The sequence below is a fragment of the Roseobacter sp. HKCCA0882 genome (genome assembly GCF_037805225.1).
Classification (GTDB): domain Bacteria; phylum Pseudomonadota; class Alphaproteobacteria; order Rhodobacterales; family Rhodobacteraceae; genus M30B80.
On record NZ_JBBLYI010000002.1, the window covers coordinates 322,501 to 345,566 of the forward strand.

Genomic DNA, 23,066 nt, shown 5'->3' on the forward strand with positions numbered 1-23,066 from the left:
AGCAAGCGCATCTTAATAATAGGCTGCCAAATCCATTCCCTCGTAAAGGGATGCCACCTCGGCCTCATATCCGTTGAACATCAGTGTTGGCTGCCGCCCCGCAAACAACCCTGCGCCCACGCGCCGTTCGGTGGCTTGGCTCCAGCGCGGGTGATCCACCTCAGGGTTCACATTGGAATAGAAGCCATATTCACGCGGATTGGCGCGATTCCAGCTGGCGAATGGCTCATCGCGGGTCAAGGTGATCCGACTAATCGATTTGATCGACTTGAAGCCATATTTCCATGGCACCACCAAACGGATCGGCGCGCCGTTCTGATTGGGGATAGGGCGGCCATAAATCCCCGTGGCCATCATCGTCAGCGGATGCATCGCCTCGTCTAGACGCAAACCCTCTCGATACGGCCAATCCAAAACAGGGTAGCGCAGGCCAGGCATCTCGTCTGGTCGCATGACAGTTTCAAACGCCACATAATTTGCGCCCTCCTGAACACCGACCCGTGTCAGAATATCCGCAAGTTCGATCCCATTCCATGGAATGACCATCGACCACGCTTCGACACAGCGAAAGCGATAGATGCGTTCTTCAACCTCAAGACCATCAATCAACTCGGCCAGATCATAGGTTCCAGGGTTGTCCACCAACCCATCCACCTCAATCGTCCAAGGCGAAGTTGTCAGGCTGCCTGCATTATTGGCAGGATCCTCTTTGCCCGTGCCGAATTCGTAGTAGTTGTTATAAGAGGTAATCTCTTCCCAAGAATTTGGGACAAGCTCCTGGGCGTTTGCCCGACCAAGACCAAGGGCGGTTGCACCAATCAAACCTGCCGCACCCGCCATGATTTGGCGGCGGTTGATATAGGCCGCATAAGGCGTGGCATCTGCAATGCTCAGATCATTTGTCCAACGTCTTGCCATCAGCTTACCCTTTCTGTCGTCACGGTTTGCGAAGAACATGGACGCAGATGCGCCATTTCCCAAGCCTTGTTGCACGATCTCACGAAACTGTTTGCAACGCGTGATCGCAGTTTCATTCACATAGGCTCACACGCAATCACATCAAATTTATTGGAAGATCAAAATGCGCCGCGCTTAGGCGCGATACGCGGCGCGTCAAGTCACGCGCATTCACATCTGCAATATTTTTATCTCTATTTTTGCATTCATTTTGCAGCGAGACGGCAACCTGAACTTTAACCCCATATTGATTACGAGGCTAACAATGTTCAAACGCACTGCACTTGCACTTGCCACAACCGCAGCTTTTTCCACTTCGGCTTTTGCAATGGGTCACTCGAAGGATATCGTTGACACGGCCGCAGCCGCGGGCAGCTTTACCACGCTTCTGGCTGCTGCCGAAGCCGCGGGTCTGGTTGAGACGCTGAAAGGCGAAGGCCCTCTCACCGTGTTCGCACAAACAGACGAGGCGTTTGCCGCCCTGCCCGAAGGCACAGTTAAAACCCTGCTCTTGCCAGAAAACCGTGATCAGCTTGTCGCGATCCTGACCTATCACGTCATCGCAGGCGCGGTGATGTCTGGGAATCTTTCTGATGACATGACTGCCGCAACCGTTCAGGGCGCAGATATCACCATCGACCTCGATAATGGTGTGATGGTCAATGACGCCAATGTCGTCACCACCGATATCGAAGCGTCAAACGGCGTGATCCATGTCATCGACAAGGTGATCATGCCTCCAATGTAATCCGCAGCACGGATTGCGCATAAAGAAGGCCCCGCAAAATGCGGAGCCTTTTTCGATCTTAATGCACCACGGCATCATCAGGTTTGGGGCGATTTGTGGCCGCCACCCTGTCACCAATGATCAGCCCATCAGCGCCTGCACTGACCACAACCCGCGCGCCATCCTTGACCTCACCGGCCAAGATCATCTCTGCCAACGGGTCTTGCAGGCTGCGTTGGATGACCCGCTTCAAGGGCCGCGCCCCGAAGACAGGATCATATCCTTCGGAGGCCAACCAATCCTTGGCCGCATCATCCAGATCAAGGGTGATTTTACGCGCAGCGAGGCGTTTCGCCAGAAGCCCAAGCTGGATTTCAACAATCCCACCCATATCGGCGCGGCCCAAACGATCAAACACAATCATATCGTCTAGGCGGTTTAAGAACTCGGGGCGGAAATGTGCCCGCACCGCATCCATCACGTCGCGCTTGGCGCCTGCAATGTCCCCACCATCTGGCAACTGACTGAGCGCTTGCGCCCCCAAATTTGACGTCAACACAATCAAGGTTTGTTTGAAATCAACGCGCCGCCCTTGGCCATCAGTCAGGATACCATCATCCAAGACCTGCAACAGGACATTGAACACCTCGGGATGTGCTTTTTCGACCTCATCAAAGAGGATCACCTGATAAGGTCTGCGCCGCACGGCTTCGGTCAGAACACCGCCTTCGTCATATCCGACATAGCCCGGAGGCGCGCCGATCAAACGGGCAACCGCGTGTTTCTCCATGAATTCGGACATATCAATCCGCGCCATGGCCTGATCATCGTCAAAGAGATATTCAGCCAAGGCTTTGGTCAATTCGGTTTTCCCTACACCCGTTGGCCCAAGGAATAGGAATGACCCAAGCGGGCGATTTTCATCCTGAAGCCCTGCCCGCGCGCGGCGCACCGCACGACTGACGGCAGAAACCGCCTCGCGCTGGCCGATGACGCGGCGGCCAAGCTCCTCCTCCATCCGCAAAAGCTTTTCCCGCTCCCCTTCCAACATTTTGGACATGGGGATCCCCGTCCAACGCTCGACCACAGCGGCAATTTGCTCGGGGCGCACAGCCTCTTCGACCATGACATCTTCTTCGGCATTCTCAGCCTCGGCCAATTGCCGCTCGAGATCAGGGATCACCCCGTAGGACAATTCACCCGCACGACCCAAATCGCCCCGCCGTTTGGCCTGATCCAATTCAGCCCGCGCTTGATCAAGCGCCTCTTTCAGCTTGCGCGCTGCATCAAGCTTGTCGCGCTCGCCCTGCCACTGTGCCGTCATTTGCGCAGATTGCTCCTGCAAATTGGCCAATTCTTTCTCAAGCTTTTCCAACCGTTCACTGCTGGCGCTGTCTTCTTCTTTCTTGAGCGCCTCAGCTTCGATCTGCATTTGCAGGATTTGACGATCAAGCGCGTCTAATTCTTCGGGCTTACTGTCGACCTCCATCCGCAGACGGCTTGCTGCCTCATCAACAAGGTCAATCGCCTTATCAGGCAAGAATCGATCCGTGATATAGCGGTTCGACAAGGTGGCCGCGGACACAAGCGCCGCATCCGAGATCCGCACCCCGTGGTGAAGCTCATACTTCTCTTTTATCCCGCGCAGGATAGAGATTGTATCCTCCACCCCAGGTTCTTCGACCATCAAAGGTTGGAACCGCCGCGCAAGAGCGGCATCTTTCTCAACATATTTGCGATATTCATCGAGCGTGGTTGCACCCACGCAATGAAGCTCGCCACGGGCAAGCGCAGGCTTGATCAGATTGGCCGCATCCATGGCACCATCAGATTTGCCCGCCCCCACCAGAACATGCATCTCGTCAATAAAGAGGATGATTTCACCAGATGCAGCCTCGATTTCTTTCAAAATCGCTTTCAGCCGTTCCTCGAATTCACCGCGATATTTCGCACCTGCAATCAGCGCGCCCATATCCAAAGCCATCAAACGCTTGTCGCGCAGGCTTTCGGGAACGTCACCATTGATGATGCGCAAGGCAAGGCCTTCGGCAATCGCGGTTTTCCCGACACCCGGCTCCCCAATCAGGACGGGGTTATTCTTGGTGCGGCGGCTGAGAACCTGCATCGCGCGGCGGATTTCCTCATCGCGCCCAATGATCGGGTCAATCTTCCCGTCCCGCGCAGCTTGCGTCAGATCTCGCGCATATTTCTTGAGAGCCTCATAGCCATCTTCAGCCGAGGCCGTATCAGCCGTGCGACCCTGACGGATGTCATTGATCGCAGCGTTCAGGGATTGAGCATTGACCCCGCCCGCCTCAAGCGCAGATTTCGCTGGCGATTTCACAAGGGCCAACGCGGTCAAAATCTGCTCAACGGGCACGAAGCTATCGCCCGCTTTGGTGGCAAGCTTTTCGGCTTCGTCCAAAACCTTTACGGTTTGGCTGTCTATATAGACCTGCCCCGCATCCCCTGTGACTTTGGGTAATTTGGCCATGGCGGCATCATTAGCGGCGCGCACTTCGCGCGCATCGCCTCCTGCCTTGGTGATCAGATTGCCTGCCATACCTTGCTCATCGTCAAGCAGGGCTTTCAGCATATGCTCTGGTGCCAATTTTTGGTGATCTTCGCGCTGCGCTACTGTTTGAGCGGCTTGAATGAACCCGCGCGCACGGTCTGTGAACTTTTCAAAGTTCATCATCTGTCTCCTTCATCTAAGCACCCGTCTCGCACCACCCGCTTTGCGGCATGATGCATCTTTCGGGCCTTCTCTTTAAACTTGGGAGGTCAGCGCGCCTTGTTCAAGGGTTAAGGCTCAATCGCGAATGCGTTCTGACAAAAGTTTTATGGGCCTCAATCGCTCCGCCACCTCAAAGAGCGAGAATGTTTGGTTGACGTAATTCGTCACTGCGGCCAGCTCATTCATATACCCAATCAATTCCGCTGTGCGGGCCGCCTCAACCAATTGAACTGCACGGGCGGGGTCATGGGTTTCAAACTGGACATAAAATAAAGGCTCACCCCGCCTCAGCACCAAATCTTTCTCCGTTTGGTGCCATTCGAACGCCCACATCAGCGGACGCGGCCAAATATGCAGCGGAAACCGCCCCCCAAAAATCGTGCCCGGAAGGGGGTCTGTGCGGTAGTGGGCAAAAGCGGCCAGTTGGGTCAGATAGATGGGCTCATCCGCAATGAAGCAATAGGGCAGCGCAAGCTGAATGGTCGGGCGATCAGCATAGCGCCATTCAGCCTCGGAAACCAAGGTCACCACTTGGGCAATCTTATTGCCACGGATTGTGCTGCTCGTGCCTGCGCGATTGATCAAGACGGCCTTCCCATCTTTGTCACGCCCAAATCCTAAATGCAGATCATAGGGGCAGCGCACCATAAAGTAGCGGCTTTCCATCTGAACCACAGCAGGGCAGCGCGCTGCTGATTTCGCATGCGCACGGTTGGCCCCGCGAGAGGCCACGCGTTCGGGCGCATCAAAAAGCACTGCGCCTTTTTCTTCGGTCAAAAACCACCCCACACGCGCAGGGCCCTGTTCGGGCTTTGCATCGTCACGCGACACTTCAATCGACAATTTCATGATCTGACGTTCCGTCCAGTTTAGCTATCTTGAGAATGAAGGTTGCAGAAGGGCCCGTCAATGCTGCCTTGTTCGGGCAATTGACCCACGGGCCAAGCATCGCTACCACGGGACGGAAGCCCAACCCATGAATAAGGACGTCCAATGACCGCTGCATCTGACCGCTTGATTGTTGCCCTTGATGTGCCACATGCGGTGGCGGGTTTAGAATTGGCCGCCAAACTTGGCAATGCAGTCAGCTTTTACAAAATCGGCTTGGGGATGCTGACGGGCGGCGGGCTTGCCTTGGCACAAGAGCTGAAAGACGAACACGGCAAGCGCATCTTCCTCGACATGAAGCTATTCGATATCGGCGCAACAGTCGAAGCGGCGGTGCGCGGGCTTGCCCAATTCGACCTCGATTTTCTGACTGTGCATGGTGATCCCCATGTGGTGCGCGCGGCAAAAGAAGGCGCTTCTGGACACAAGACCAAGATACTGGCTGTGACCATCCTCACCTCACTGGATCGTGCGGATTTAGACGCAAGCCTGATCACCGCAGGCGACATTCCCGATCTGGTCACAACCCGCGCTGCGCGTGCCTTTGAAACGGGCGCAGATGGGGTTATCGCCTCACCACAGGAGGCCGCAATGATCCGCGCCCTGCCCGAGGCCGCAGGACGCCTCATCGTCACCCCAGGCGTGCGCCCCGCAGGCAGCGCGCTTGGCGACCAAAAGCGCGTTGCCACACCAGCCCAAGCCATCTCTGACGGGGCCGATCACATCGTGGTGGGTCGCCCAATCTGGCAAGCCGCCGACCCCGCTGCAGCCGCCCGCGCCGTGTTGGCAGAGATTGGCTAAGGGCGCCGCCCATGCCCGCCCTCTGCCGCGATTGTCTGAGCGAGTTTGAGGCAGGCAACCGCTGCCCCGACTGCGGGCGGCCAAATGTGATCTCTCATCCTAAACTGTTCGATCTATCCATTGCGCATATGGATTGTGACGCATTTTACGCTTCGGTGGAAAAACGGGACAATCCCGATCTTGCGGATAAACCCCTAATCATCGGTGGCGGGCGGCGTGGTGTCGTCTCAACTGCCTGTTATATTGCCCGCATCCGTGGCGTGCGCTCTGCCATGCCGATGTTTCAGGCTCTTAAACTTTGCCCTGACGCGGTGGTGCTGCGGGGGCGGATGTCGCATTACGCGGCAGTCTCGCGCGAAATTCGCGCATTGATGAACGAACTGACCCCCGCGATTGAGCCGTTATCGCTTGACGAGGCCTTTTTAGATCTCTCGGGCACAGGCAAATTGCATGGTCACCCGCCCGCTGTAATGTTAGCGCGCTTGGTCAAACGAATGAAAACCGAATTGGGGCTGACGGGGTCGATTGGCCTAAGCCATAATAAATTTCTGGCCAAAATCGCCTCTGACCTCGACAAGCCACAGGGCTTTGCAGTGATTGGCCAAACGGAAACACAAGATTTCTTGACCCAAAAGCCCGTGTCGATGCTGTGGGGAATTGGCGCAGCCGCACAGGCAAATTTGCAAGCGGCGGGCATTCACAAAATCGGTGATCTGCGCCGTTGGCCCAAAGATGAATTGGTCGCGCGTTTCGGCGCATTGGGCGCCCGACTGCATGATTTGTCTTTCGGACGGGACAACCGCAAAATCTCGGCCACGCGCGAGGTGAAATCAATCTCAAACGAAACCACCTTTCCCAATGATCTCCGTGATCCTGATTTACTCGATGGACATATCTGGCGTTTGGCAGAAAAGCTATCGGCACGCGCAAAGGCGCAGGGGCTTGCAGGGCGTGTTGTGGTATTGAAATTGAAAACCCACGATTTCAAAACCCTGACCCGCCAGACCGCTCTGCCCGATGGCACGCAAATGGCAGACCGCATTTATGCGCAAGCCGCGCAATTGCTTGCGGCTAATCTGAAATTTGCGCCCTTTCGACTGATCGGTTTGGGGCTGGGGGATTTGATCCCCGAAGCTCAGGGGGATCGCGCAGGCAATCTGCTTGACCCACAAGAGGCCAAACGCCTCCAAGCTGAACGCGCCTCGGATGAAATTCGTAAAAAATTTGGCGATCAAGCAATCGTAAAGGGCCGCGCGCTGCGGTGATCACTCAGCGGCAAGAGGCTGCGCGTCAGTTTCCTTAAAGGCCTCAATGACCTGAGCCAAAGCCGCTGTAACCCGCATACGGGTATCTTCGAACCCATCATTTTGGGCAATCGCCGCCTCATCCATATAAAGAGCGCGGTCAATTTCGATTTGCACAGCATGAAGCCCACGGTTCGGCTTGCCATAGGCTTGGGCAATATACGCCCCTGCAAAGGGCGTGTTGCGCGCCACAGTGAACCCTTGCTCTTCAAAGGCGGTATGGACAAGATCAACAATCTCACGATCTGCGGCACCACCAAACCGATCCCCTAGAATGAGATCGGGGCGCTTACTTTTGCTGCCCACCAAGGCGGCGCCCAAGGCGTCATGGGGCATAGAATGCATATCCAGCAAAATGGCGCGGCCAAATTGCGCGCGCGCAGCAGCCATCAAATCGCTCAGACAGGCGTGATAGGGATGCCAAACACGGGCCAGACGCGCCTCGGCCTCAGCGCGGGTGATCTTGCCGCGATAAATGCTGCGCCCATTGGCCACCACGCGCGGAATCACCCCAAGCCCTGCCGCAATGCGTGGCGATGCCGCCCCCCGCGCCACCCCAAAGATGACAGCGGGATCCAATTCATCCGCATTGCGATTGAGATCAACATAGGCACGCGGGAATCGAGCCTTTAAAAACGGAACTCCAAATTCAGCAGTGCGTTCCGCCAAAAGATGCACAAACGCATCTTCGGAACTGCGGATTTGGTGGGGGTCAATATCAATTGCGCCCAGAAACACTGCGGGATAGACATCACCAGAATGCGGCGAAGCCACAACAACAGGGGCCAGATGCACGTCTGGCAACGTCAAATCATAGGCGGGACTGCTATTTTGTGCGTTTCTCATGTGTTGGATATAGCCCAGTTCTGGAAAATACCAAAAGCCCTTGAACCGCCCCGCGATTCCTTTTAAAGACCGCGCTACTGCGGAACGGGCTTGGCTCGTGACGTCCGTTTTTCTGTTTCATTTGGCTGTACCTTAAGGCCGCGTGGAAAAAGCGGTGCGATCCGTAACGACATCGGGCGGTTAGCTCAGCGGTAGAGCACTACGTTGACATCGTAGGGGTCACTGGTTCGATCCCAGTACCGCCCACCATCGGCACAATCCCGTGCCAAACGAACAAAGGCGCACCGCCGCGCCGCGAGAAGGAGAAGACCCATGAAGGTCAAGAATTCGCTCCGTTCGCTCAAGCAGCGTCACCGCGATTGCCGCGTCGTGCGCCGCAAGGGCCGCGTCTATGTGATCAACAAGACGCAGCGCCGCTTCAAAGCCCGTCAGGGCTAAGCCAAGCGCAAGAGCTTATGATCTAATGAAAAACGCCGCCCTCTTTTGGGGCGGCTTTTTTCTTTGAGCCTACCAACCAGATTGGCGATCTTCTAATTCGTCCAAACTATAGCTGTCTTGGATTGGATCCGAGACATCCTCACGATAGCGCGGATCTCGGCCCATGCAATTCGGCCCACAGATCATATAGGCGACCCCATCCCCTCCGTCATTGAACCAAAGCCGCCCCCCGGTGTGGCGACATATCCATTGGCGCCTTCGTCTATGTCGCCCACGAGATCCTCAACGGACGGCACCTCACTATCGGCATCAGGGTCATAGCCTGCATGGGTGTGGAAGGATGCCGTAACCTCGACAAAGCGGCTTTCATCCCCACGCGACAGACAGGAATCCGATGTCCCCCGTGTCACCTCGGTCGCCATATAGGTGCCATCGGGCATCAGGCCAATATAGCCGCAATATTCACGATTCTCCGCGAAAGATCGGCTTTGCAGTTCTAACAATATCTCGCGCGCCGCCTCCATCTCGCCCGCAGGTTGGGCCGTGGCCATGATCGGACAAAGGCCAAAAGCCCCAGGCATCAATATGTGCCGCATCTTCATTTTTCATAAAACCCGAAGAAACCCCTCTTGTCGCAAATTTGCGGCCCGCACCAAAATGGGGCAAGTTTTCTGCGACACGGCACACCAAACGGCCTCACAATTCCCTAAAAAGAGGCATAAAAAACACAATAAGATCGCCGCAGATACGATGCTGCGCCGTCTTGCAACTCGCCCGCGCATATGCGCTTTTGTGCCAAAAGCGCGGTTGCCGCAAAAAGCTGGCTCGCCAAAAGACAGACCCGCATTTGGAAGGAAGAGGGCATGACACATATCTGGCTGCGCGCCGAAGAACGCGAAAGCGAGGAGCGGGTGGGACTAACCCCAGAAGGCGCTGCCGCACTGATCGCCAAAGGCATGAAAATTACGGTTGAAGAAAGCCCTGCGCGCGTGATCCCTTTGGAGGGATATATCAAGGCAGGCTGTGCAACCGCACCCTTTGCCTCATGGGCTGATGCCCCCCAATATGCGATCATCTTCGGCCTCAAAGAATTGCCAGAAACCGATCAACCCCTGCACCATCGTCACATCATGTTCGGACATGCCTATAAGGGCCAACCTGCAGGAAAAAGGTTGTTGAAACGATTCAAGGCGGGCGGCGGCACGCTTTACGATTTGGAATATCTGGTCGATGAAAATGGCCGCCGTGTAGCCGCCTTTGGATATTGGGCGGGGTTCGCGGGCGCGGCATTGTCGCTGAAGGCGCTTATTGCACAACCCAACGTCATGGGGCCGATCCAAGGCTATCCCAACAAAGACACTTTGATTGCCGAATTGCAGCGTGAGATGACAGCAATTGATCTGCCCCGCGCCATCATTATCGGTGCCTTGGGGCGGGTCGGGACAGGCGCGCGCGATCTTTGCACGGCACTTGGTATTCCAGTGACTGCTTGGGACATGGCAGAAACGGCCTCAGGCGGGCCATTCCCAGAAATTCTGGATCATGAAATGTTTCTCAATTGCATTCTCGCGGATCCTTCTGTGCCCGTATTTGTGCCGCAAAGCGCCAAAGAGGCCCCGCGCGCATTGCGCGTCATTGGGGATATTGCTTGCGATCCAAGTTCCGATTTCTCGCCAATCAAGGTCTATGATCATGTCACCACATGGGGAGAACCTGCGTTGCGGGTGCATGATGCGCCACCATTGGATGTCATGGCGATTGACAATCTACCCTCTCTCTTGCCGCTAGAAAGTTCGGAAGATTACGCCGCGCAGCTTTTGCCATCTTTGCATGGGTTAGGGGATTTGACCCAAGGCGTGTGGGGCCGCGCCAAGGCCCGCTTTGACCACCATATCGCACAAGTTTAAGGGAGTTTAGATCATGACAATTCATTGGTGTGGAACAGGTCTGTCCTCCATTCCAGGCCTGCGCCATCTGATTGAAACCGAGGGCGATGTGGTCGTGTGGAACCGCAGTGTCGACAAAGCTAAGGCCGCTGTAGGGGATATCGCAAAAGACATCCGCGCGTTTGATATGGCAGCCCTCACCGAAGCCACGAAAAAGGGCGATGTGGTAATCTCAATGCTGCCTGCCGATATGCATGTGCCGCTGGCCACAATGGCGATTGCGGCAGGGGCACATTTTGTCTCCTCCTCCTATATCGCACCTGAGATGCGCGCATTGGATGAGGCGGCACGCAAAGCTGGGGTTTGCGTGATCAATGAAGTAGGCCTTGACCCGGGCATCGACCATTTGATGGCCCATGCCCTTATGCATGACTATCGCAACAGTGCTGCTTTTGACCCGCAAAATGCGCATGATTTCATCTCTTACTGCGGCGGGATTCCCAAAATCCCGAACCCGTTTCGCTACAAATTCAGCTGGTCGCCGCTTGGCGTTCTCAAGGCACTGCGGTCGCCTTCGCGTTCCATTGCCGATGGCAAAGAATTGAACGTCTCGCGGCCTTGGGATGCGATTTCGCACTACACCGCACCCCTTGAAACGCCAGAGGAATTTGAGGTCTATCCAAACCGCGATAGCCTGCCTTTCATGGCCGAATACGGGTTTGAAGCCGATTGGAATGTGCAGCGCTTTGTGCGCGGCACTTTGCGGCTTGATGGGTGGTCTGAGGCATGGGCACCCGTGTTCCGCGAAATCGAAACCCTCGAGGGGGCGGCGGGCGATGCGCGACTGCGCGAGATGTCTGACCAATTCTGGCGCGAAAATTCCTATGAGGCAGATGAGCCAGACCGCGTTGTTTTATGCGTCTCTCTCAAGGCTGAGGTCGCGGGAACTGCGCGGTGGCACAAAACCTATGTGATGGATGCAGGGGGCGATGCGCGCGGCACAGCAATGGCGCGGCTTGTCTCAACCCCTGTCGCACTGGCTGTCAAAGCGGCAATCACAGGGGCCGTGCCTGCGGGCGTGTCCGCTGCACCGCATGATATCGGGCTTGTCCGCGACTGGATGGACGTTGTGGGAACCCTTGCTCAAAGCCTGTCTGTGGTCGACCATCTCGCCTAGAAAATGCGGTAATAAAGCCAATCGGGAAAGAACTGACTGACCCTGAAAAACGCCCCAAATCCCCATGGAAAACTGCAACTGAATTTCTTTCGCCGCATATGGCGCAAGAAAATATCTGCCGCAGGGGCGGCGTCCATGATGAACGGCATGGCAAAATTGTTCTTATCGGTCAGCCTTGTGCGGATGAAACCAGGGTTAACCAGTTGCACCGCAACATTGCTGCGCCGCATATCCACACGCAGGGATTCCGCCATATGCATCACCGCTGCCTTCGATGCGCCATAGCCCGTGGCCGAAGGAAGGCCACGAAAGCCCGACAGACTGCCCGTGATGACGATATGACCTGCATCCTTTGCCACGAATTGCGGCACGACATGGCCCAAGACGCGCGCCGCACCCATGACATTGATATCCATCATCGCCAAGACTTGGTCACTATCCCAAGCGCTGGCATGCATCGGCCAATAAAGGCCTGCAAGATAGACTATCCCATCTATATCGCCGACATCCCTAGCGGCTTTGGCCACGCTTTTCGCATCACTGACATCCATGGGCACAACCCGAGATGGGCCGTTTAGGCGTGTCGCAACCTCGTTAAGCCGCGCCTCAGATCGGGCGGATAAGATCACCTCCGCGCCCGCGCCAGATAATTTTTCAGCCAAGGCTGCACCCAATCCTTCGGATGCGCCGACAAGCCAATATGTCTTTCCTGCAAAATCTCGCATAAAAACCCCATCTCTCTCGCGAAGGTAAACCTAGCGCGCGCGTTCTTGTGGCAAAGGTGTGATGCTCAGCATCGTGATCGAAAGCAGCTTGAGCGCGCAAGGAACCGCCGCATAGAGCAGCACCAAGCGCGACAATGCCGCTTCGGGATTGGTCGCAGCCGCCTCAAACCCTGCGGCCTCCAACAGGGGCAATAGGGTAACGGCGGCGAAGGCCAAGGTGAATTTGGTCGCGAAAGACCACAATCCGAAGGCTGCGCCCGCCTCAGGTGCGATTTTGGACAAATGACGTGAGAAAATGGCAGGCAGGATCGTCAAATCTGCCCCAAGCGCCATGCCCGAAGCCAAACAGATCAAAGCAAAAGCGACCACATCCCCCGCCCCCAAAGCGAGGGTGAAGGCGAAGGCTAAAATCGACAAAGCCATGCCAAACAACAATATAGGCTTGGCCCCAAAGCGCGTGGCGGCCCGTGTCCAAAATGGGGCGGAAAGCGCGGCAGCAAGGAAGAACAACAACAAAAGCGGCCCCTCCCATCCAAGGGCCTGCAACACCCCTTCAACGTAGAACAGGAAAAGGTTGGAGGTCACCGCGACTGGGGCGGCATTGATCAAAGCAATGCCCAACAAACGCCGCGCCGTCTGATCGCGCAAGATTGTGCCAAAGGGGGTTGGCGGTGTCGCCGCCCCCTGCCCCCAGTCAGGGCGCATCAACACATAGGCAAGGGCGCAAAGACCCACAAAGCCAATCGCAAAACCCGTAAACGGATTGGGCAAGAAGCTTGCCAATGCAATCGGGGCAACTGACGCCAAGCATACCCCCAACAACCCCCCCGTTTCGCGCCATGTGGCAAGGCGCCAATGACCATCCGTTCCAAGCCGCTCGGCCGTTTGCACACCCTCGGCGTAAAAGCAGATGGTGAGGAAGGAGAAAGACGAGAATAATCCGATTAAGGTCAGCGCAAACCACCACATCGGGGCAATAGGGGGCGCAATTGCAAAGAGACCATACATGGAGGCGGCAAGGATCGTCACAGCGCCGGCCACCATGCCCCCCCGATAGGCGCGGGTGGTGCGTGCCAACCATCCCAAAGCAGGGTCTTGCACCAGATCAAATAACCGCAAGCCGAAAAGGATGCCCCCCAGCGCCGCAAGGCCCAAGCCATATTCATCGACATAGAATTTAGGGGCATGGATATAAATGGGCAGGCCCGCGCTCGACAGCATGGCGGCAAAAACTGCGTAGCCCGCCAAGGGCGCGCTGCGCTTAACCATCAAGACACCTCGCGTTCGGGCGGCTCAGGGCGCGGACGATAGGGCGCGCCCTTGATCCATAATTTCAGCGCCTGCCAATGGATCAGGCCCAAAACCCTGCGCGACCCAAAAGGCCGCCGCCATAAGGCGCGCAAGATATCGCCATTGCGCAACGGACGTCGCGCGCCGGTCAGCGTGGCATAAAGCCCCTCATTCCCCGTGGCATAATCAATGAAAATCCCCACCCGATCCGCACGAATATCAAAGCGGAATTCATAACCGCCCTCACTTTCTTGGAAGGGCGAGACGTGGAAGATCTTTTTCGCGCGCAGAATATCGTGACGGGTGATTTCCTCGAGATCTTCGCGATGGCAAAGATAGGAATGCCGATCACCGAAAGTATTAGATACTTCGGCAATAACAACACGCAAGCGCGCTTGGGTATCATAGGCCAGCCAAAAACTGACAGGGTTGAACACATGCCCCAAGAGACGCGGTTGCGCCAAAAGCATCAGCTTGCCTTGGGTCTGCTCGGCCAATCCATGCGCGTCCAAAACAGCGCGCGCCCAACTGGCCCCCGCTCCGTTTTTGGGCGCACCGCCATGGTCAAGATCCCGTAGGGCCGCAAGATTTCCCTTGTTCCGGCCAAACAATGCGGGGGCGATCAGATCATCCGCCTCTGCATCAAGCATCACGTAATCAATGGAATATCGAAACGCATTTTCCACAGCGCCCCTGCGGCCATGAAACGTTTCGCCTGCGATATAATCCACCGATGATGACACTGCTTTCTCCCTTCAGGCCGCCGCAACCATGCGATCCCGTTCGGCCATGGCATTGACCACATCAATCGCACTGGCCAACCCGTCCTCGTGGAACCCATTTTTCATCCACGCCCCGCAGAACCAAGTGTTTCCGGTGCCATTCATGGCCCGCACTGTGCCTTGCGCAGCTAATGCGGCCAAATCATAAACGGGATGATGGAAGGTTGCTGTGTCATAGATCAAATCATCTGCAATTTCACCGCGGCTGTTCAATGTCACAAACAGCGGGTCAGATTTTGGGATGGGTTGCAGGCGGTTCATCCAATAGGTCAGATCAATTGGGCCACCGCTATGGCCTGCGCGCTCGGTGTAATTCCAACTTGCCCATGTTACTTCGCGCAATGGCATCGCGCGGCGGTCTGCGTGCAACACCATTTCATTGGGCTGATAGCGGACTGCGCCAAGGGCGGCTTGTTCTTGCGCGGTCGGATCCGCCAAGAGCGCCAAACTGTCATCAGAATGCGTTGCAAAGACCGCCTCGTCAAAGCGCTGCCATTGGCCATCGCGGCGGATCTCAACACTGCCCGCGACGCGCTTGACCTTGTCCACGCCTGCATTGGTGACGATGGTCACCCCGCGCGCGCTCAACGCGCGCTCAAGCCGCGTGACATATTCGATAGAGCCGCCATGCACAGTCCACCATTGGTGTTGGCCTGACGCCTGCAGCAAGTTGTGGTTCTGGAAAAACCGCACAAGGGCCTGGGCGGGGAAATCCATGATCTCCTCTTTCGGGGTCGACCAAATCGCGCCAGAAATTGGGGTCAGATAGTAATCACGAAACCACGCGCCCATACCCAACTCATCCATGAACTCACCCAACGTTTGTGAGCTGTCATTGGCCAAACTGACCGCCTGCGCGTTAAAGCGCATGATGTCGGCCAACATGCGCAGATATTGCGGCCGCATAAGGTTTTTGCGTTGCGCGAAGAGCGCCTTAAGCGAATGCAGGCCATATTCAATCGCCCCGCCCCCGATTGAGGCCGCAAAACTCATGTCACTCTCGACAACAGGAACCTGCAACTCTTCGAACAAACGCACCAAATTGGGATAGTTGACGTAGTTGAATACGATAAACCCCGTATCAACAGGCTGATCGCGGTGGCGGCCTGCAACCACAGTGCGGGCATGCCCACCGAGGCGATGCTCCGCTTCAAACAAGGTTACGTTGGCATTTGGCGCAAGGTAATAAGCGGCCCCCATCCCTGAGATCCCTCCCCCGATGACGGCCACAGTGCGAGGGGGGGCGGGAGGTGTTTCAAATGGCACGGATGTTTTCCTTGTTAGTGTTCTTTCTCTGTCTAGCCAAGTTTACGCCCCCTGTCGCGCCTTGGATTAAAAATTGCCTCAATTTTTTCTAAGCGTGCGTCAAAGTTCGAAGGGCGGACGGCCCTCACGATAATTTTTTGATCCAACCCTGTAACCTGCGCGTAACCGTGTTATGCTCGATCTTGATGTTCATAACTTGACGGCAGGTAACCCTCGCGATGCACATTGCGCGCAAGGTCGGCATGAGTCAGCCCCCGCTGATGCGGAACCGCTGATGTCAAAACCGCTGACCCCTCCCCCCCTCAAAGCGCAGTCCTGCGAATGGATCGCCGAAGTGATGGCGATTGCGCAAGATCGTGATCAAGCGGCCTTCGCTGCTTTGTTTCGGCATTTCGCCCCACGCGTTAAGGCCTTTTTGATCAAGTCAGGCGCGGATGAGGCGCTGGCGGAAGAATGTATGCAGGATGTAATGGCCACTTTGTGGCGCAAAGCACATCTGTTTGATCCCGCACGGGCCTCGGTTGCGACATGGATTTTCACCATTGCACGGAACCGCAAGATTGACCTGTTGCGCAAATATGCACGACCAGAGCCAGAAGATTTACCATGGGGGCCAGAGGTAGAACCCGACCAAGAAGATGTTCTTGCCCTCCAACAAGAGAGCCGCAAACTGGCCGAAGCCCTTAAAAGACTACCTCAGAAACAAAGAGTTTTGATCGAAAAGGCCTATTTTGGGGATCTCAGCCATGGCGAGATTGCAACAGAAACAGGCCTGCCCCTTGGCACGATCAAATCGAGAATTAGGTTGGCGCTAGAGAGATTGCGTCATAACATGAGCAAAGCGACCAAATGACCGAAGTAAAACACCATATCAGTGACGACTTTTTGATCGGCTACGCAGCAGGCAGTTTGCCTGCGGCTTTCGATCTTGTTGTCGCCACTCATGTCTCGCTCAGTGATGACGCCCGCGCAAGGCTGCATGCCTTTGATGCGATTGGCGGCTGCATCCTAGACGAAATGGACGAGGCCCCCCTTGCACAGGACAGCCTTTCCAAAACCCTGAGCCTTATTAATGAAAGCGCCGCATCAGAAGCGGCCAGCTCGCAAAATCAAACTTGGCCAGAAGATGACATTTTCCCTGCCCCGCTGCGCGATACGATTGGGTGCGATTTGGCGGATGTGAAATGGCGCCTGATTGGGATGGGCTGCAAGCAAGCGATTATCAGCGAAGGCAAGGACGCCACCGCGCGGCTTTTGTTCATTCCAGCGGGCCAAGCGATGCCCCGCCACACACACCGCGGAACCGAAATGACCTTGGTGCTTCAAGGGGCCTATCGTGATGAAACCGACCGTTTCGGGCGTGGTGACATCGAAATTGGCGATGAAACCATGAACCACACCCCTGTGGCTGAGGCGGGCGAAGATTGCGTTTGTCTGATTGCCACTGATGCGCGCCTGAGATTTGAAGGCCTCTTGCCGCGTATCGCGCAAACATTCCTGCGCATCTGATCAACTGGCCGCTTTCCATTCACGCCCTGCTTGGCTAGGCAGGGGCGTGAACAGGCGAAAGGGCGCTCTCATGTCCAACAAAGTCGTGCTTATGGGTGTAAAAGGCGGGCCTGCAATTCGCCCCAATGGCCCAATGCCCACCTCTAGCTTGCTTGAGATTGCAGGGCGCAGCTGTGTTGTGGATTGCGGACTTGGTGTATCCAAGGGGCTTGTGCAGACAGGGCTTTCGCTCAAATCGCTTGATCTGATTTTCATCACCCATCTTCATTCAGACCATATTTTGGAATTGGGTGGATTGATCCACACCGCTTGGACATCTGGCCTTGCCACCCCTGTCCATGTTTACGGCCCCAAAGGCATTGGCGCAGTATGGGAAGGGTTCCTTGCATCCCTCGCCTTCGATATTGACCTACGCATCGATGATGAAGGCCGTCCCGATTTGCGCGGGTTGGTGACGATCACCGAATATGATGAGGGCATCGTGGCAAATCTGTCAAATGGCCTAGTGGTGCGCGCGTTGCGGGTTGATCACCCCCCCATTATTGATTGCTTTGCGCTACGCTTTGACAGCCCTGACTGGTCAGTCTGTTTTTCAGCCGATACCGCATATTTCCCACCTTTGGCCGATTTCGCCCGTGGATGTGATCTCTTGATCCACGAAGCCATGCTTGAGGCAGGGGTGGATCGCCTGGTCGCCCGCACCACGGGCGATGGGGCAAAACTCAAAGCGCATATTGTGCGCGCCCATACAGAGGCGCGTGATGCTGCTGAAATTGCACAAGCTGCTGGCGTGCCGCGTCTGGCCCTGCACCACCTTGTGCCCGCAGATGACCCCGAGATCACAGCCGATCACTGGCGCGCGGCCTGTGCAGATGCGTTCTCAGGCGAAATCATCATCGGTTACGATGGATGTGTGATAGAAGGGCCAAACCCATGAATAAAAAGCGAAAATTCGGGCCCGATCGTGCCGAGCTTTGGTTTCGCTTCTGCTTTTCCTTGGTGGGTGTGGCCGCGCTTGGCGGTGCTGTCGCGTATCGCGGCCTGCCATCTGGCCCCGCAATGGCAGAGATTGGCATCATTGCGGGTGGGTTTTTCATTGGCAGCGCGATTTGGTCAGCATGGCGTTTGATTACGCGCGATCATCCCTAAGCCTCCGATGACCGAATTCGTCTACAGCCCCCCAAACACGCCCCTTGAATTGATCCATGAGGATCATGAACTGCTGGTCGTCAATAAGCCCGCAGGTCTTTTATCTGTTCCAGGCAAGGGGGAGCATCTGAAGGATTGCCTGATCACCCGCCTGCAAGCCGCCTTTCCTGAGGCCCTGTTGGTGCACCGGCTGGATATGGATACCTCAGGCGTGATTGTCTTCGCGCGCACCCCTGCCGCACAGCGCCATTTGGGGCTGCAATTTGAAAAGCGGATGATGAAGAAATCCTACCTCGCCTTGGTCTGGGGCCAAGTTGACCGCAAAGAGGGCGTGATTGATCTGCCCCTGATTGTGGATTGGCCAAACCGCCCCTTGCAAAAAGTCTGCCACGAGACGGGCCGCGCGGCGGTGACGGAATGGAAGGTCTTGCGGCATGACGAGACAAGCACACGGATGCGGCTGTTCCCCCAAACGGGCCGCTCGCACCAATTGCGCGTCCATATGCGGGAATTGGGACATCCAATTTTGGGCGATCCGTTCTATGCTACAGGGCCTGCACGCGACTTTCCGCGTCTCATGTTACACGCAGAAACCCTGCGTCTGCGCCACCCTGATGGCGGGCGTGGCATGACCTTTCGTGCGAAAAACCCGTTCTAGGAACTGCGGCGCTTTGTCATGCCATAATTAGAATAATTCTAAAGATTGGACCTGTAAGGCGCGAGTTAGCTTTCCTATATCGAGGGGGTAACGGCAAAAAAGGAACCTCCCTCATGGGCTTACGTATCAATGACATTGTCCCCAATCTTGAACTGATCACCGATCATGGCACCTTTAAATTCCATGACTGGATTGGCGATCAATGGGCCATTTTATTCTCTCACCCCAAAGATTTTACACCCGTCTGCACCACGGAATTCGGCGCAGTCTCGCAGCTTGGTGCAGAATGGGCCAAGCGCGGCACCAAAGTTATTGGCCTTTCCGTGGACAGCGTGGAAGAGCATGGCAAATGGAAATCAGACATTGAAAGCTTTGCTTCCGCCAAGGCCGAATTTCCAATCATTGCAGACCTTGATCTGACCGTGTCCAAAGCCTTTGATATGCTGCCAGCCGAGGCCTACCTGCCCGATGGTCGCACCGCCGCAGATAGTGCAAGCGTGCGCTCGGTCTTCATCATTTCGCCTGACAAGAAGGTGCAATTGATCATGACCTACCCCATGTCGGTTGGGCGCAATTTTGCCGAAGTTTTGCGCGCTCTGGATGCGTTGCAAGCCACCTTCGGACAGCCAATTGCAACACCTGCAAATTGGCAACATGGCCAAGATGTGATCGTGGCCCTATCGCTCAATGACGATCAAGCGCGTGAAAAGTTTGGTGAGATTGATGTGAAATTGCCTTACCTGCGCACCACGAAACAGCCAAGCTAATCAAAAAAGCCCCCGACACTCGGGGGCTTTTTATTTTACGCGGCAGTGCCGTTGCCTGTGATGGCGTAATTCGGTCTGTGCAAATGCACGACCGTTCCAATCGGCAATTTTTCATAAAGCTCGATGACATGCGCGTTGACCATACGCACGCAGCCCGATGACGCGCTGGTGCCGATTGACCAAGGCTGTGGCGTGCCATGAATGCGCAAATAGGTGTCGCGACCCCCGTCATAAAGATAAAGCGCGCGCGCACCCAATGGGTTTTCTGGCCCACCGGGGACACCGCTTGCAAATTCTGCGTAAAGGTCTGGTTCGCGCGCAATCATCGCGGCTGTCGGTTGCCAACTGGGCCATTCAACCTTGCGGCGGATCGTATATTGCCCAGGCGCTTGCAGACCCGAACGGCCAACAGCCACGCCGTAGCGCATAGCCGTGCCATCATCGAGAATGTGGTATAGATATTTTGCAATCGGGTCGACATGCACATGACCTGGCACCATGCCAGCCTTATGCACAATCCGTGTCGGCATCAGCCGGGGATGTAACCCCCACGGGTTTGGGCCTTGTGGTTCGGGGCGCTCAATCGTCTCGTCAAAGCCTACGGCATCTTGTGCCACGGCTGGGGTCGCAAGAAAAGCGGCGCTGCCTGCAAGAAACTGTCTGCGATCCATAGCAAAATCCATCGTTATGGGGCCAATTTATTAGCCGAAATATGCCGCAACTGCCCCTAATGACACAAGAACATCACGCATTGGGGCGGTTAACATTTGCGTCAGTGACGCCTTGGTAAAAACCCCCGCAACCAAGGCTGCGGGGGTTTTCTTAGTCTCAGACGGGGCTTACTCCACTGATGCTTCTTCTTCGCTGCGTTCTTCCCCAGTCTCTTGGTCAACCATTTTCATGGCCAAACGCACTTTGCCGCGGTCGTCAAAGCCCAAAAGCTTCACCCAGACCTCTTGGCCCTCCTGAAGAACATCACTTGGATGGTTCAGACGGCGGTTTTCGATCTGGCTGACATGAACGAGGCCATCGCGCTTGCCAAAGAAATTCACGAAAGCACCGAAATCAACGATTTTGACAACTTTGCCTTTGTAAACCTTGCCTTCTTCAGGCTCAGCCACGATGGAATAGATCATATCATAGGCCGCTTTGATGGCGTCTTGGTTCGCACTTGCGATCTTGATGATGCCATCATCATTGATATCAACCTTGGCGCCCGAGGTTTCCACGATCTCGCGGATCACTTTACCGCCAGACCCGATCACTTCGCGAATCTTGTCGGTTGGGATTTGCATGGTCTCAATGCGTGGGGCATGCGCCGAGAACGCATTGGCCGAAGACAATGCCTTGGCCATTTCGCCAAGGATATGCATCCGCCCTGCTTTTGCCTGCGCAAGCGCCTTTTTCATGATTTCAGGGGTGATCCCTGCAACCTTGATGTCCATCTGCAGCGAGGTGATCCCCGCTTCAGTGCCTGCCACTTTGAAATCCATGTCGCCAAGGTGATCTTCATCACCAAGGATATCGGTCAAAACAGCGTTGGAGCCATCTTCTTCCAAGACCAGACCCATGGCCACACCCGCAACAGGGGCTTTCAACGGCACGCCTGCATCCATCATAGACAAGGAACCACCACAGACCGAAGCCATTGAGGAAGACCCGTTCGACTCTGTGATCTCAGAAACCACGCGGATCGTGTAAGGGAAATCCGTTGGCGCAGGCAGAACCGCCTGCAACGCACGCCAAGCCAACTTACCATGGCCGATTTCACGGCGACCTGGTGAGCCAACACGCCCAACCTCGCCCACAGAATAGGGGGGGAAGTTGTAATGCAGCAGGAAGTTTTCTTTGAAATTGCCATGCAGCGCATCGATGAATTGCTCATCATCGCCTGTGCCAAGCGTGGTCACAACCAAGGCCTGAGTTTCACCACGGGTGAACAGCGCCGAGCCATGCGTGCGGGGCAGAAGACCCGTTTCGCTGACAATCGAACGAACCGCATCCAAGGCACGGCCATCAATCCGCTTACCGTCTTTCACAACCGAACCACGCAGAACCGAAGATTCCAGCTTCTTCAGTGCCGCACCAAGGTTTTCATCTGCCAATTCTTCTTCGGAAAGCTGCGCTTTGATCGCTTCTTTTGCGGCGGATACAGCGGCAACACGGTCTTGCTTATCAAGGATCGCATAGGCGTCACGCATCTGCGCTTCACCCAAGGATTTCACCTTTTCATACAGCGCGCTGTAATCAGGTGGGGTGAAATCAAACGGCTCATTCGCCGCAACTTCTGCCAGATCAATGATCAGATCAAGCACGGGCTGCATTTGCTCATGGGCAAATGTGACCGCGCCGAGCATTTCATCCTCGGTCAGCTCATAGGCCTCGGATTCAACCATCATCACGGCGTCTTTGGTGCCCGCCACAACCAGATCCAAACGCTGGTCGGGGTTGTTGCGCAGACCCTGCATATCGTCAACGGTCGGGTTCAGGATGTATTCCCCATCCTCAAAGCCAACGCGGCAGCCTGCAATCGGCCCCATGAAAGGCACGCCCGAAATGGTCAGCGCTGCAGAAGCGGCGATCATCGCAACGATGTCGGGATCATTCACCAAATCATGGCTGAGAACCGTACACATCACGAGAACTTCGTGCTTGAAGCCCGAAACGAACAAAGGGCGAATGGGTCGGTCGATCAAGCGCGCGGTCAGCGTCTCTTTTTCGGTAGGACGCGCTTCGCGCTTGAAAAAGCCACCAGGCACCTTGCCTGCGGCATAGTATTTCTCTTGGTAATGCACAGTCAGCGGAAAGAAATCCTGACCTGGCTTAGCTTCTTTGGCGAAGGTCACATTTGCCATAACGCTGGTTTCCCCAAGCGTTGCGATCACTGTACCATCTGCCTGACGGGCAACCTTGCCCGTTTCTAGGGTGAGGGTTTCCTCGCCCCATTGAATCGATTTTTTCACTTCGTTGAACATCATCATTTCCTGTGTGGAAGCACTCCCAAGCCTTCTCGGGTCTTCCGTTTCATTGGCGGCCCCATTGCCGCCGACCCCCTTCATCATCCCATGCGCCGGGGTCGTTGCGTCACGTCTCAGATGCGCGCCACATAGCGCAGATTGTGCGATATGAAAAGCATAGACAGAAATCGCGCCTGAAATA

The 23,066-nt window shown here is 55.7% G+C and carries 25 protein-coding genes and 1 tRNA gene (1 of these 26 running past the window's edge); 13 read left to right on the forward strand and 13 right to left on the reverse strand.

Features of this window, described 5'->3' with window-relative positions:
• Positions 1–11: the start of a protein-methionine-sulfoxide reductase heme-binding subunit MsrQ gene (msrQ, locus tag AAC622_RS09820; RefSeq protein ID WP_340262067.1), read on the reverse strand. It extends 601 nt beyond the left edge of the window; 11 of the gene's 612 nt are visible here — the first part of the coding sequence; the start codon lies at positions 9–11; the stop codon falls past the left edge of the window.
• Position 12: 1 nt separating this feature from the next.
• The gene (msrP, locus tag AAC622_RS09825; RefSeq protein WP_340263030.1) at positions 13–918 is read right to left on the reverse strand and encodes a protein-methionine-sulfoxide reductase catalytic subunit MsrP; all 906 of its coding nucleotides are present in this window, start codon (positions 916–918) and stop codon (positions 13–15) included.
• A gap of 304 nt (positions 919–1,222) precedes the next feature.
• Here msrP and AAC622_RS09830 point away from each other — a divergent pair, with 304 nt between their 5' ends.
• A complete protein-coding gene (locus tag AAC622_RS09830) occupies positions 1,223–1,705 on the forward strand; it encodes a fasciclin domain-containing protein (RefSeq protein ID WP_340262069.1) in 483 nt (160 codons plus the stop codon).
• 58 nt (positions 1,706–1,763) lie between these two features.
• Here AAC622_RS09830 and clpB read toward each other — a convergent pair whose 3' ends face one another.
• The 3 genes from clpB to AAC622_RS09845 form a co-directional block, all read right to left on the reverse strand.
• Positions 1,764–4,379: an ATP-dependent chaperone ClpB gene (gene clpB / locus AAC622_RS09835; RefSeq protein WP_340262072.1), complete on the reverse strand. Its 2,616-nt coding sequence runs from the start codon at positions 4,377–4,379 to the stop codon at positions 1,764–1,766.
• A 117-nt stretch (positions 4,380–4,496) separates the two neighbouring features.
• Positions 4,497–5,270: a hypothetical protein gene (locus AAC622_RS09840; RefSeq protein WP_340262075.1), complete on the reverse strand. Its 774-nt coding sequence runs from the start codon at positions 5,268–5,270 to the stop codon at positions 4,497–4,499.
• Positions 5,254–5,427, reverse strand: coding sequence for a hypothetical protein (locus AAC622_RS09845; RefSeq protein ID WP_340262078.1), 174 nt, complete (start codon positions 5,425–5,427; stop codon positions 5,254–5,256). The genes AAC622_RS09840 and AAC622_RS09845 overlap by 17 nt, the downstream gene beginning before the upstream one ends.
• Here AAC622_RS09845 and pyrF point away from each other — a divergent pair.
• Together pyrF and AAC622_RS09855 are read left to right on the forward strand one after the other, a co-directional pair.
• The gene (pyrF, locus tag AAC622_RS09850) at positions 5,415–6,110 is read left to right on the forward strand and encodes an orotidine-5'-phosphate decarboxylase (RefSeq protein WP_340262080.1); all 696 of its coding nucleotides are present in this window, start codon (positions 5,415–5,417) and stop codon (positions 6,108–6,110) included. The two genes, AAC622_RS09845 and pyrF, sit on opposite strands and share 13 nt — an antisense overlap.
• Before the next feature lie 11 nt (positions 6,111–6,121).
• The gene (locus AAC622_RS09855; RefSeq protein ID WP_340262083.1) at positions 6,122–7,375 is read left to right on the forward strand and encodes a DNA polymerase IV; all 1,254 of its coding nucleotides are present in this window, start codon (positions 6,122–6,124) and stop codon (positions 7,373–7,375) included.
• Here AAC622_RS09855 and AAC622_RS09860 read toward each other — a convergent pair whose 3' ends face one another.
• Complete coding sequence (locus tag AAC622_RS09860; RefSeq protein WP_340262085.1) at positions 7,376–8,260, reverse strand: N-formylglutamate amidohydrolase; 885 nt, start codon at positions 8,258–8,260, stop codon at positions 7,376–7,378. It abuts the gene before it with no gap.
• Between the two features lie 174 nt (positions 8,261–8,434).
• Here AAC622_RS09860 and AAC622_RS09865 point away from each other — a divergent pair.
• Together AAC622_RS09865 and ykgO are read left to right on the forward strand one after the other, a co-directional pair.
• Positions 8,435–8,509: transfer RNA gene (locus AAC622_RS09865), tRNA-Val, on the forward strand.
• 63 nt (positions 8,510–8,572) lie between these two features.
• Positions 8,573–8,698, forward strand: a complete 126-nt coding sequence (gene ykgO / locus AAC622_RS09870) for a type B 50S ribosomal protein L36 (protein ID WP_012177066.1) — start codon at positions 8,573–8,575, stop codon at positions 8,696–8,698.
• A 182-nt stretch (positions 8,699–8,880) separates the two neighbouring features.
• Here the strand turns inward: ykgO and AAC622_RS09875 are convergent, their stop codons facing one another.
• Entirely contained in the window at positions 8,881–9,294 is a 414-nt protein-coding gene (locus AAC622_RS09875; RefSeq protein ID WP_340262087.1) for a DUF4329 domain-containing protein, read from the reverse strand.
• Positions 9,295–9,561: 267 nt separating this feature from the next.
• Here AAC622_RS09875 and AAC622_RS09880 point away from each other — a divergent pair, with 267 nt between their 5' ends.
• Together AAC622_RS09880 and AAC622_RS09885 are read left to right on the forward strand one after the other, a co-directional pair.
• Complete coding sequence (locus AAC622_RS09880) at positions 9,562–10,605, forward strand: saccharopine dehydrogenase (RefSeq protein WP_340262089.1); 1,044 nt, start codon at positions 9,562–9,564, stop codon at positions 10,603–10,605.
• Positions 10,606–10,618: 13 nt separating this feature from the next.
• Entirely contained in the window at positions 10,619–11,761 is a 1,143-nt protein-coding gene (locus AAC622_RS09885; RefSeq protein WP_340262092.1) for a saccharopine dehydrogenase family protein, read from the forward strand.
• Here the strand turns inward: AAC622_RS09885 and AAC622_RS09890 are convergent.
• Genes AAC622_RS09890 through AAC622_RS09905 form a run of 4 tightly spaced genes read right to left on the reverse strand, consistent with a single transcriptional unit; the run spans position 11,758 to position 15,824 of the window.
• Positions 11,758–12,486: an SDR family NAD(P)-dependent oxidoreductase gene (locus tag AAC622_RS09890; protein ID WP_340262094.1), complete on the reverse strand. Its 729-nt coding sequence runs from the start codon at positions 12,484–12,486 to the stop codon at positions 11,758–11,760. The two genes, AAC622_RS09885 and AAC622_RS09890, sit on opposite strands and share 4 nt — an antisense overlap.
• Before the next feature lie 30 nt (positions 12,487–12,516).
• Positions 12,517–13,755 (reverse strand): MFS transporter, encoded by a 1,239-nt coding sequence (locus AAC622_RS09895; RefSeq protein WP_340262096.1) that lies wholly within the window; start codon positions 13,753–13,755, stop codon positions 12,517–12,519.
• Positions 13,755–14,519, reverse strand: a complete 765-nt coding sequence (locus tag AAC622_RS09900; protein ID WP_340262099.1) for a DUF1365 domain-containing protein — start codon at positions 14,517–14,519, stop codon at positions 13,755–13,757. The genes AAC622_RS09895 and AAC622_RS09900 overlap by 1 nt, the downstream gene beginning before the upstream one ends.
• A 12-nt stretch (positions 14,520–14,531) precedes the next feature.
• Complete coding sequence (locus AAC622_RS09905) at positions 14,532–15,824, reverse strand: NAD(P)/FAD-dependent oxidoreductase (protein WP_340262101.1); 1,293 nt, start codon at positions 15,822–15,824, stop codon at positions 14,532–14,534.
• A 337-nt stretch (positions 15,825–16,161) separates the two neighbouring features.
• Between AAC622_RS09905 and AAC622_RS09910 the strand changes: the two genes are divergently transcribed.
• The 6 genes from AAC622_RS09910 (at position 16,162) to AAC622_RS09935 (ending at position 19,907) form a co-directional block, all read left to right on the forward strand.
• Positions 16,162–16,677 (forward strand): sigma-70 family RNA polymerase sigma factor, encoded by a 516-nt coding sequence (locus AAC622_RS09910; protein WP_445322632.1) that lies wholly within the window; start codon positions 16,162–16,164, stop codon positions 16,675–16,677.
• The gene (locus AAC622_RS09915; RefSeq protein ID WP_340262107.1) at positions 16,674–17,333 is read left to right on the forward strand and encodes a ChrR family anti-sigma-E factor; all 660 of its coding nucleotides are present in this window, start codon (positions 16,674–16,676) and stop codon (positions 17,331–17,333) included. Before AAC622_RS09910 ends, AAC622_RS09915 begins: the two co-directional genes overlap by 4 nt.
• A gap of 70 nt (positions 17,334–17,403) precedes the next feature.
• Complete coding sequence (locus AAC622_RS09920; RefSeq protein ID WP_340262110.1) at positions 17,404–18,270, forward strand: MBL fold metallo-hydrolase; 867 nt, start codon at positions 17,404–17,406, stop codon at positions 18,268–18,270.
• Positions 18,267–18,482 carry a hypothetical protein gene (locus AAC622_RS09925; RefSeq protein WP_340262113.1) on the forward strand — a complete coding sequence of 72 codons (216 nt, stop codon included), beginning with the start codon at positions 18,267–18,269 and terminating at the stop codon, positions 18,480–18,482. The genes AAC622_RS09920 and AAC622_RS09925 overlap by 4 nt, the downstream gene beginning before the upstream one ends.
• A gap of 7 nt (positions 18,483–18,489) precedes the next feature.
• Positions 18,490–19,140, forward strand: a complete 651-nt coding sequence (locus AAC622_RS09930) for an RluA family pseudouridine synthase (RefSeq protein ID WP_340262115.1) — start codon at positions 18,490–18,492, stop codon at positions 19,138–19,140.
• 113 nt (positions 19,141–19,253) lie between these two features.
• Entirely contained in the window at positions 19,254–19,907 is a 654-nt protein-coding gene (locus AAC622_RS09935) for a peroxiredoxin (protein WP_340262118.1), read from the forward strand.
• Positions 19,908–19,942: 35 nt separating this feature from the next.
• Here AAC622_RS09935 and AAC622_RS09940 read toward each other — a convergent pair whose 3' ends face one another.
• The gene (locus tag AAC622_RS09940) at positions 19,943–20,578 is read right to left on the reverse strand and encodes a L,D-transpeptidase (RefSeq protein ID WP_340262121.1); all 636 of its coding nucleotides are present in this window, start codon (positions 20,576–20,578) and stop codon (positions 19,943–19,945) included.
• Between the two features lie 168 nt (positions 20,579–20,746).
• On the reverse strand, positions 20,747–22,882 hold the full coding sequence (gene pnp / locus AAC622_RS09945) for a polyribonucleotide nucleotidyltransferase (protein WP_340262124.1): 2,136 nt from the start codon (positions 22,880–22,882) through the stop codon (positions 20,747–20,749).
• Positions 22,883–23,066 lie beyond the last annotated feature (184 nt).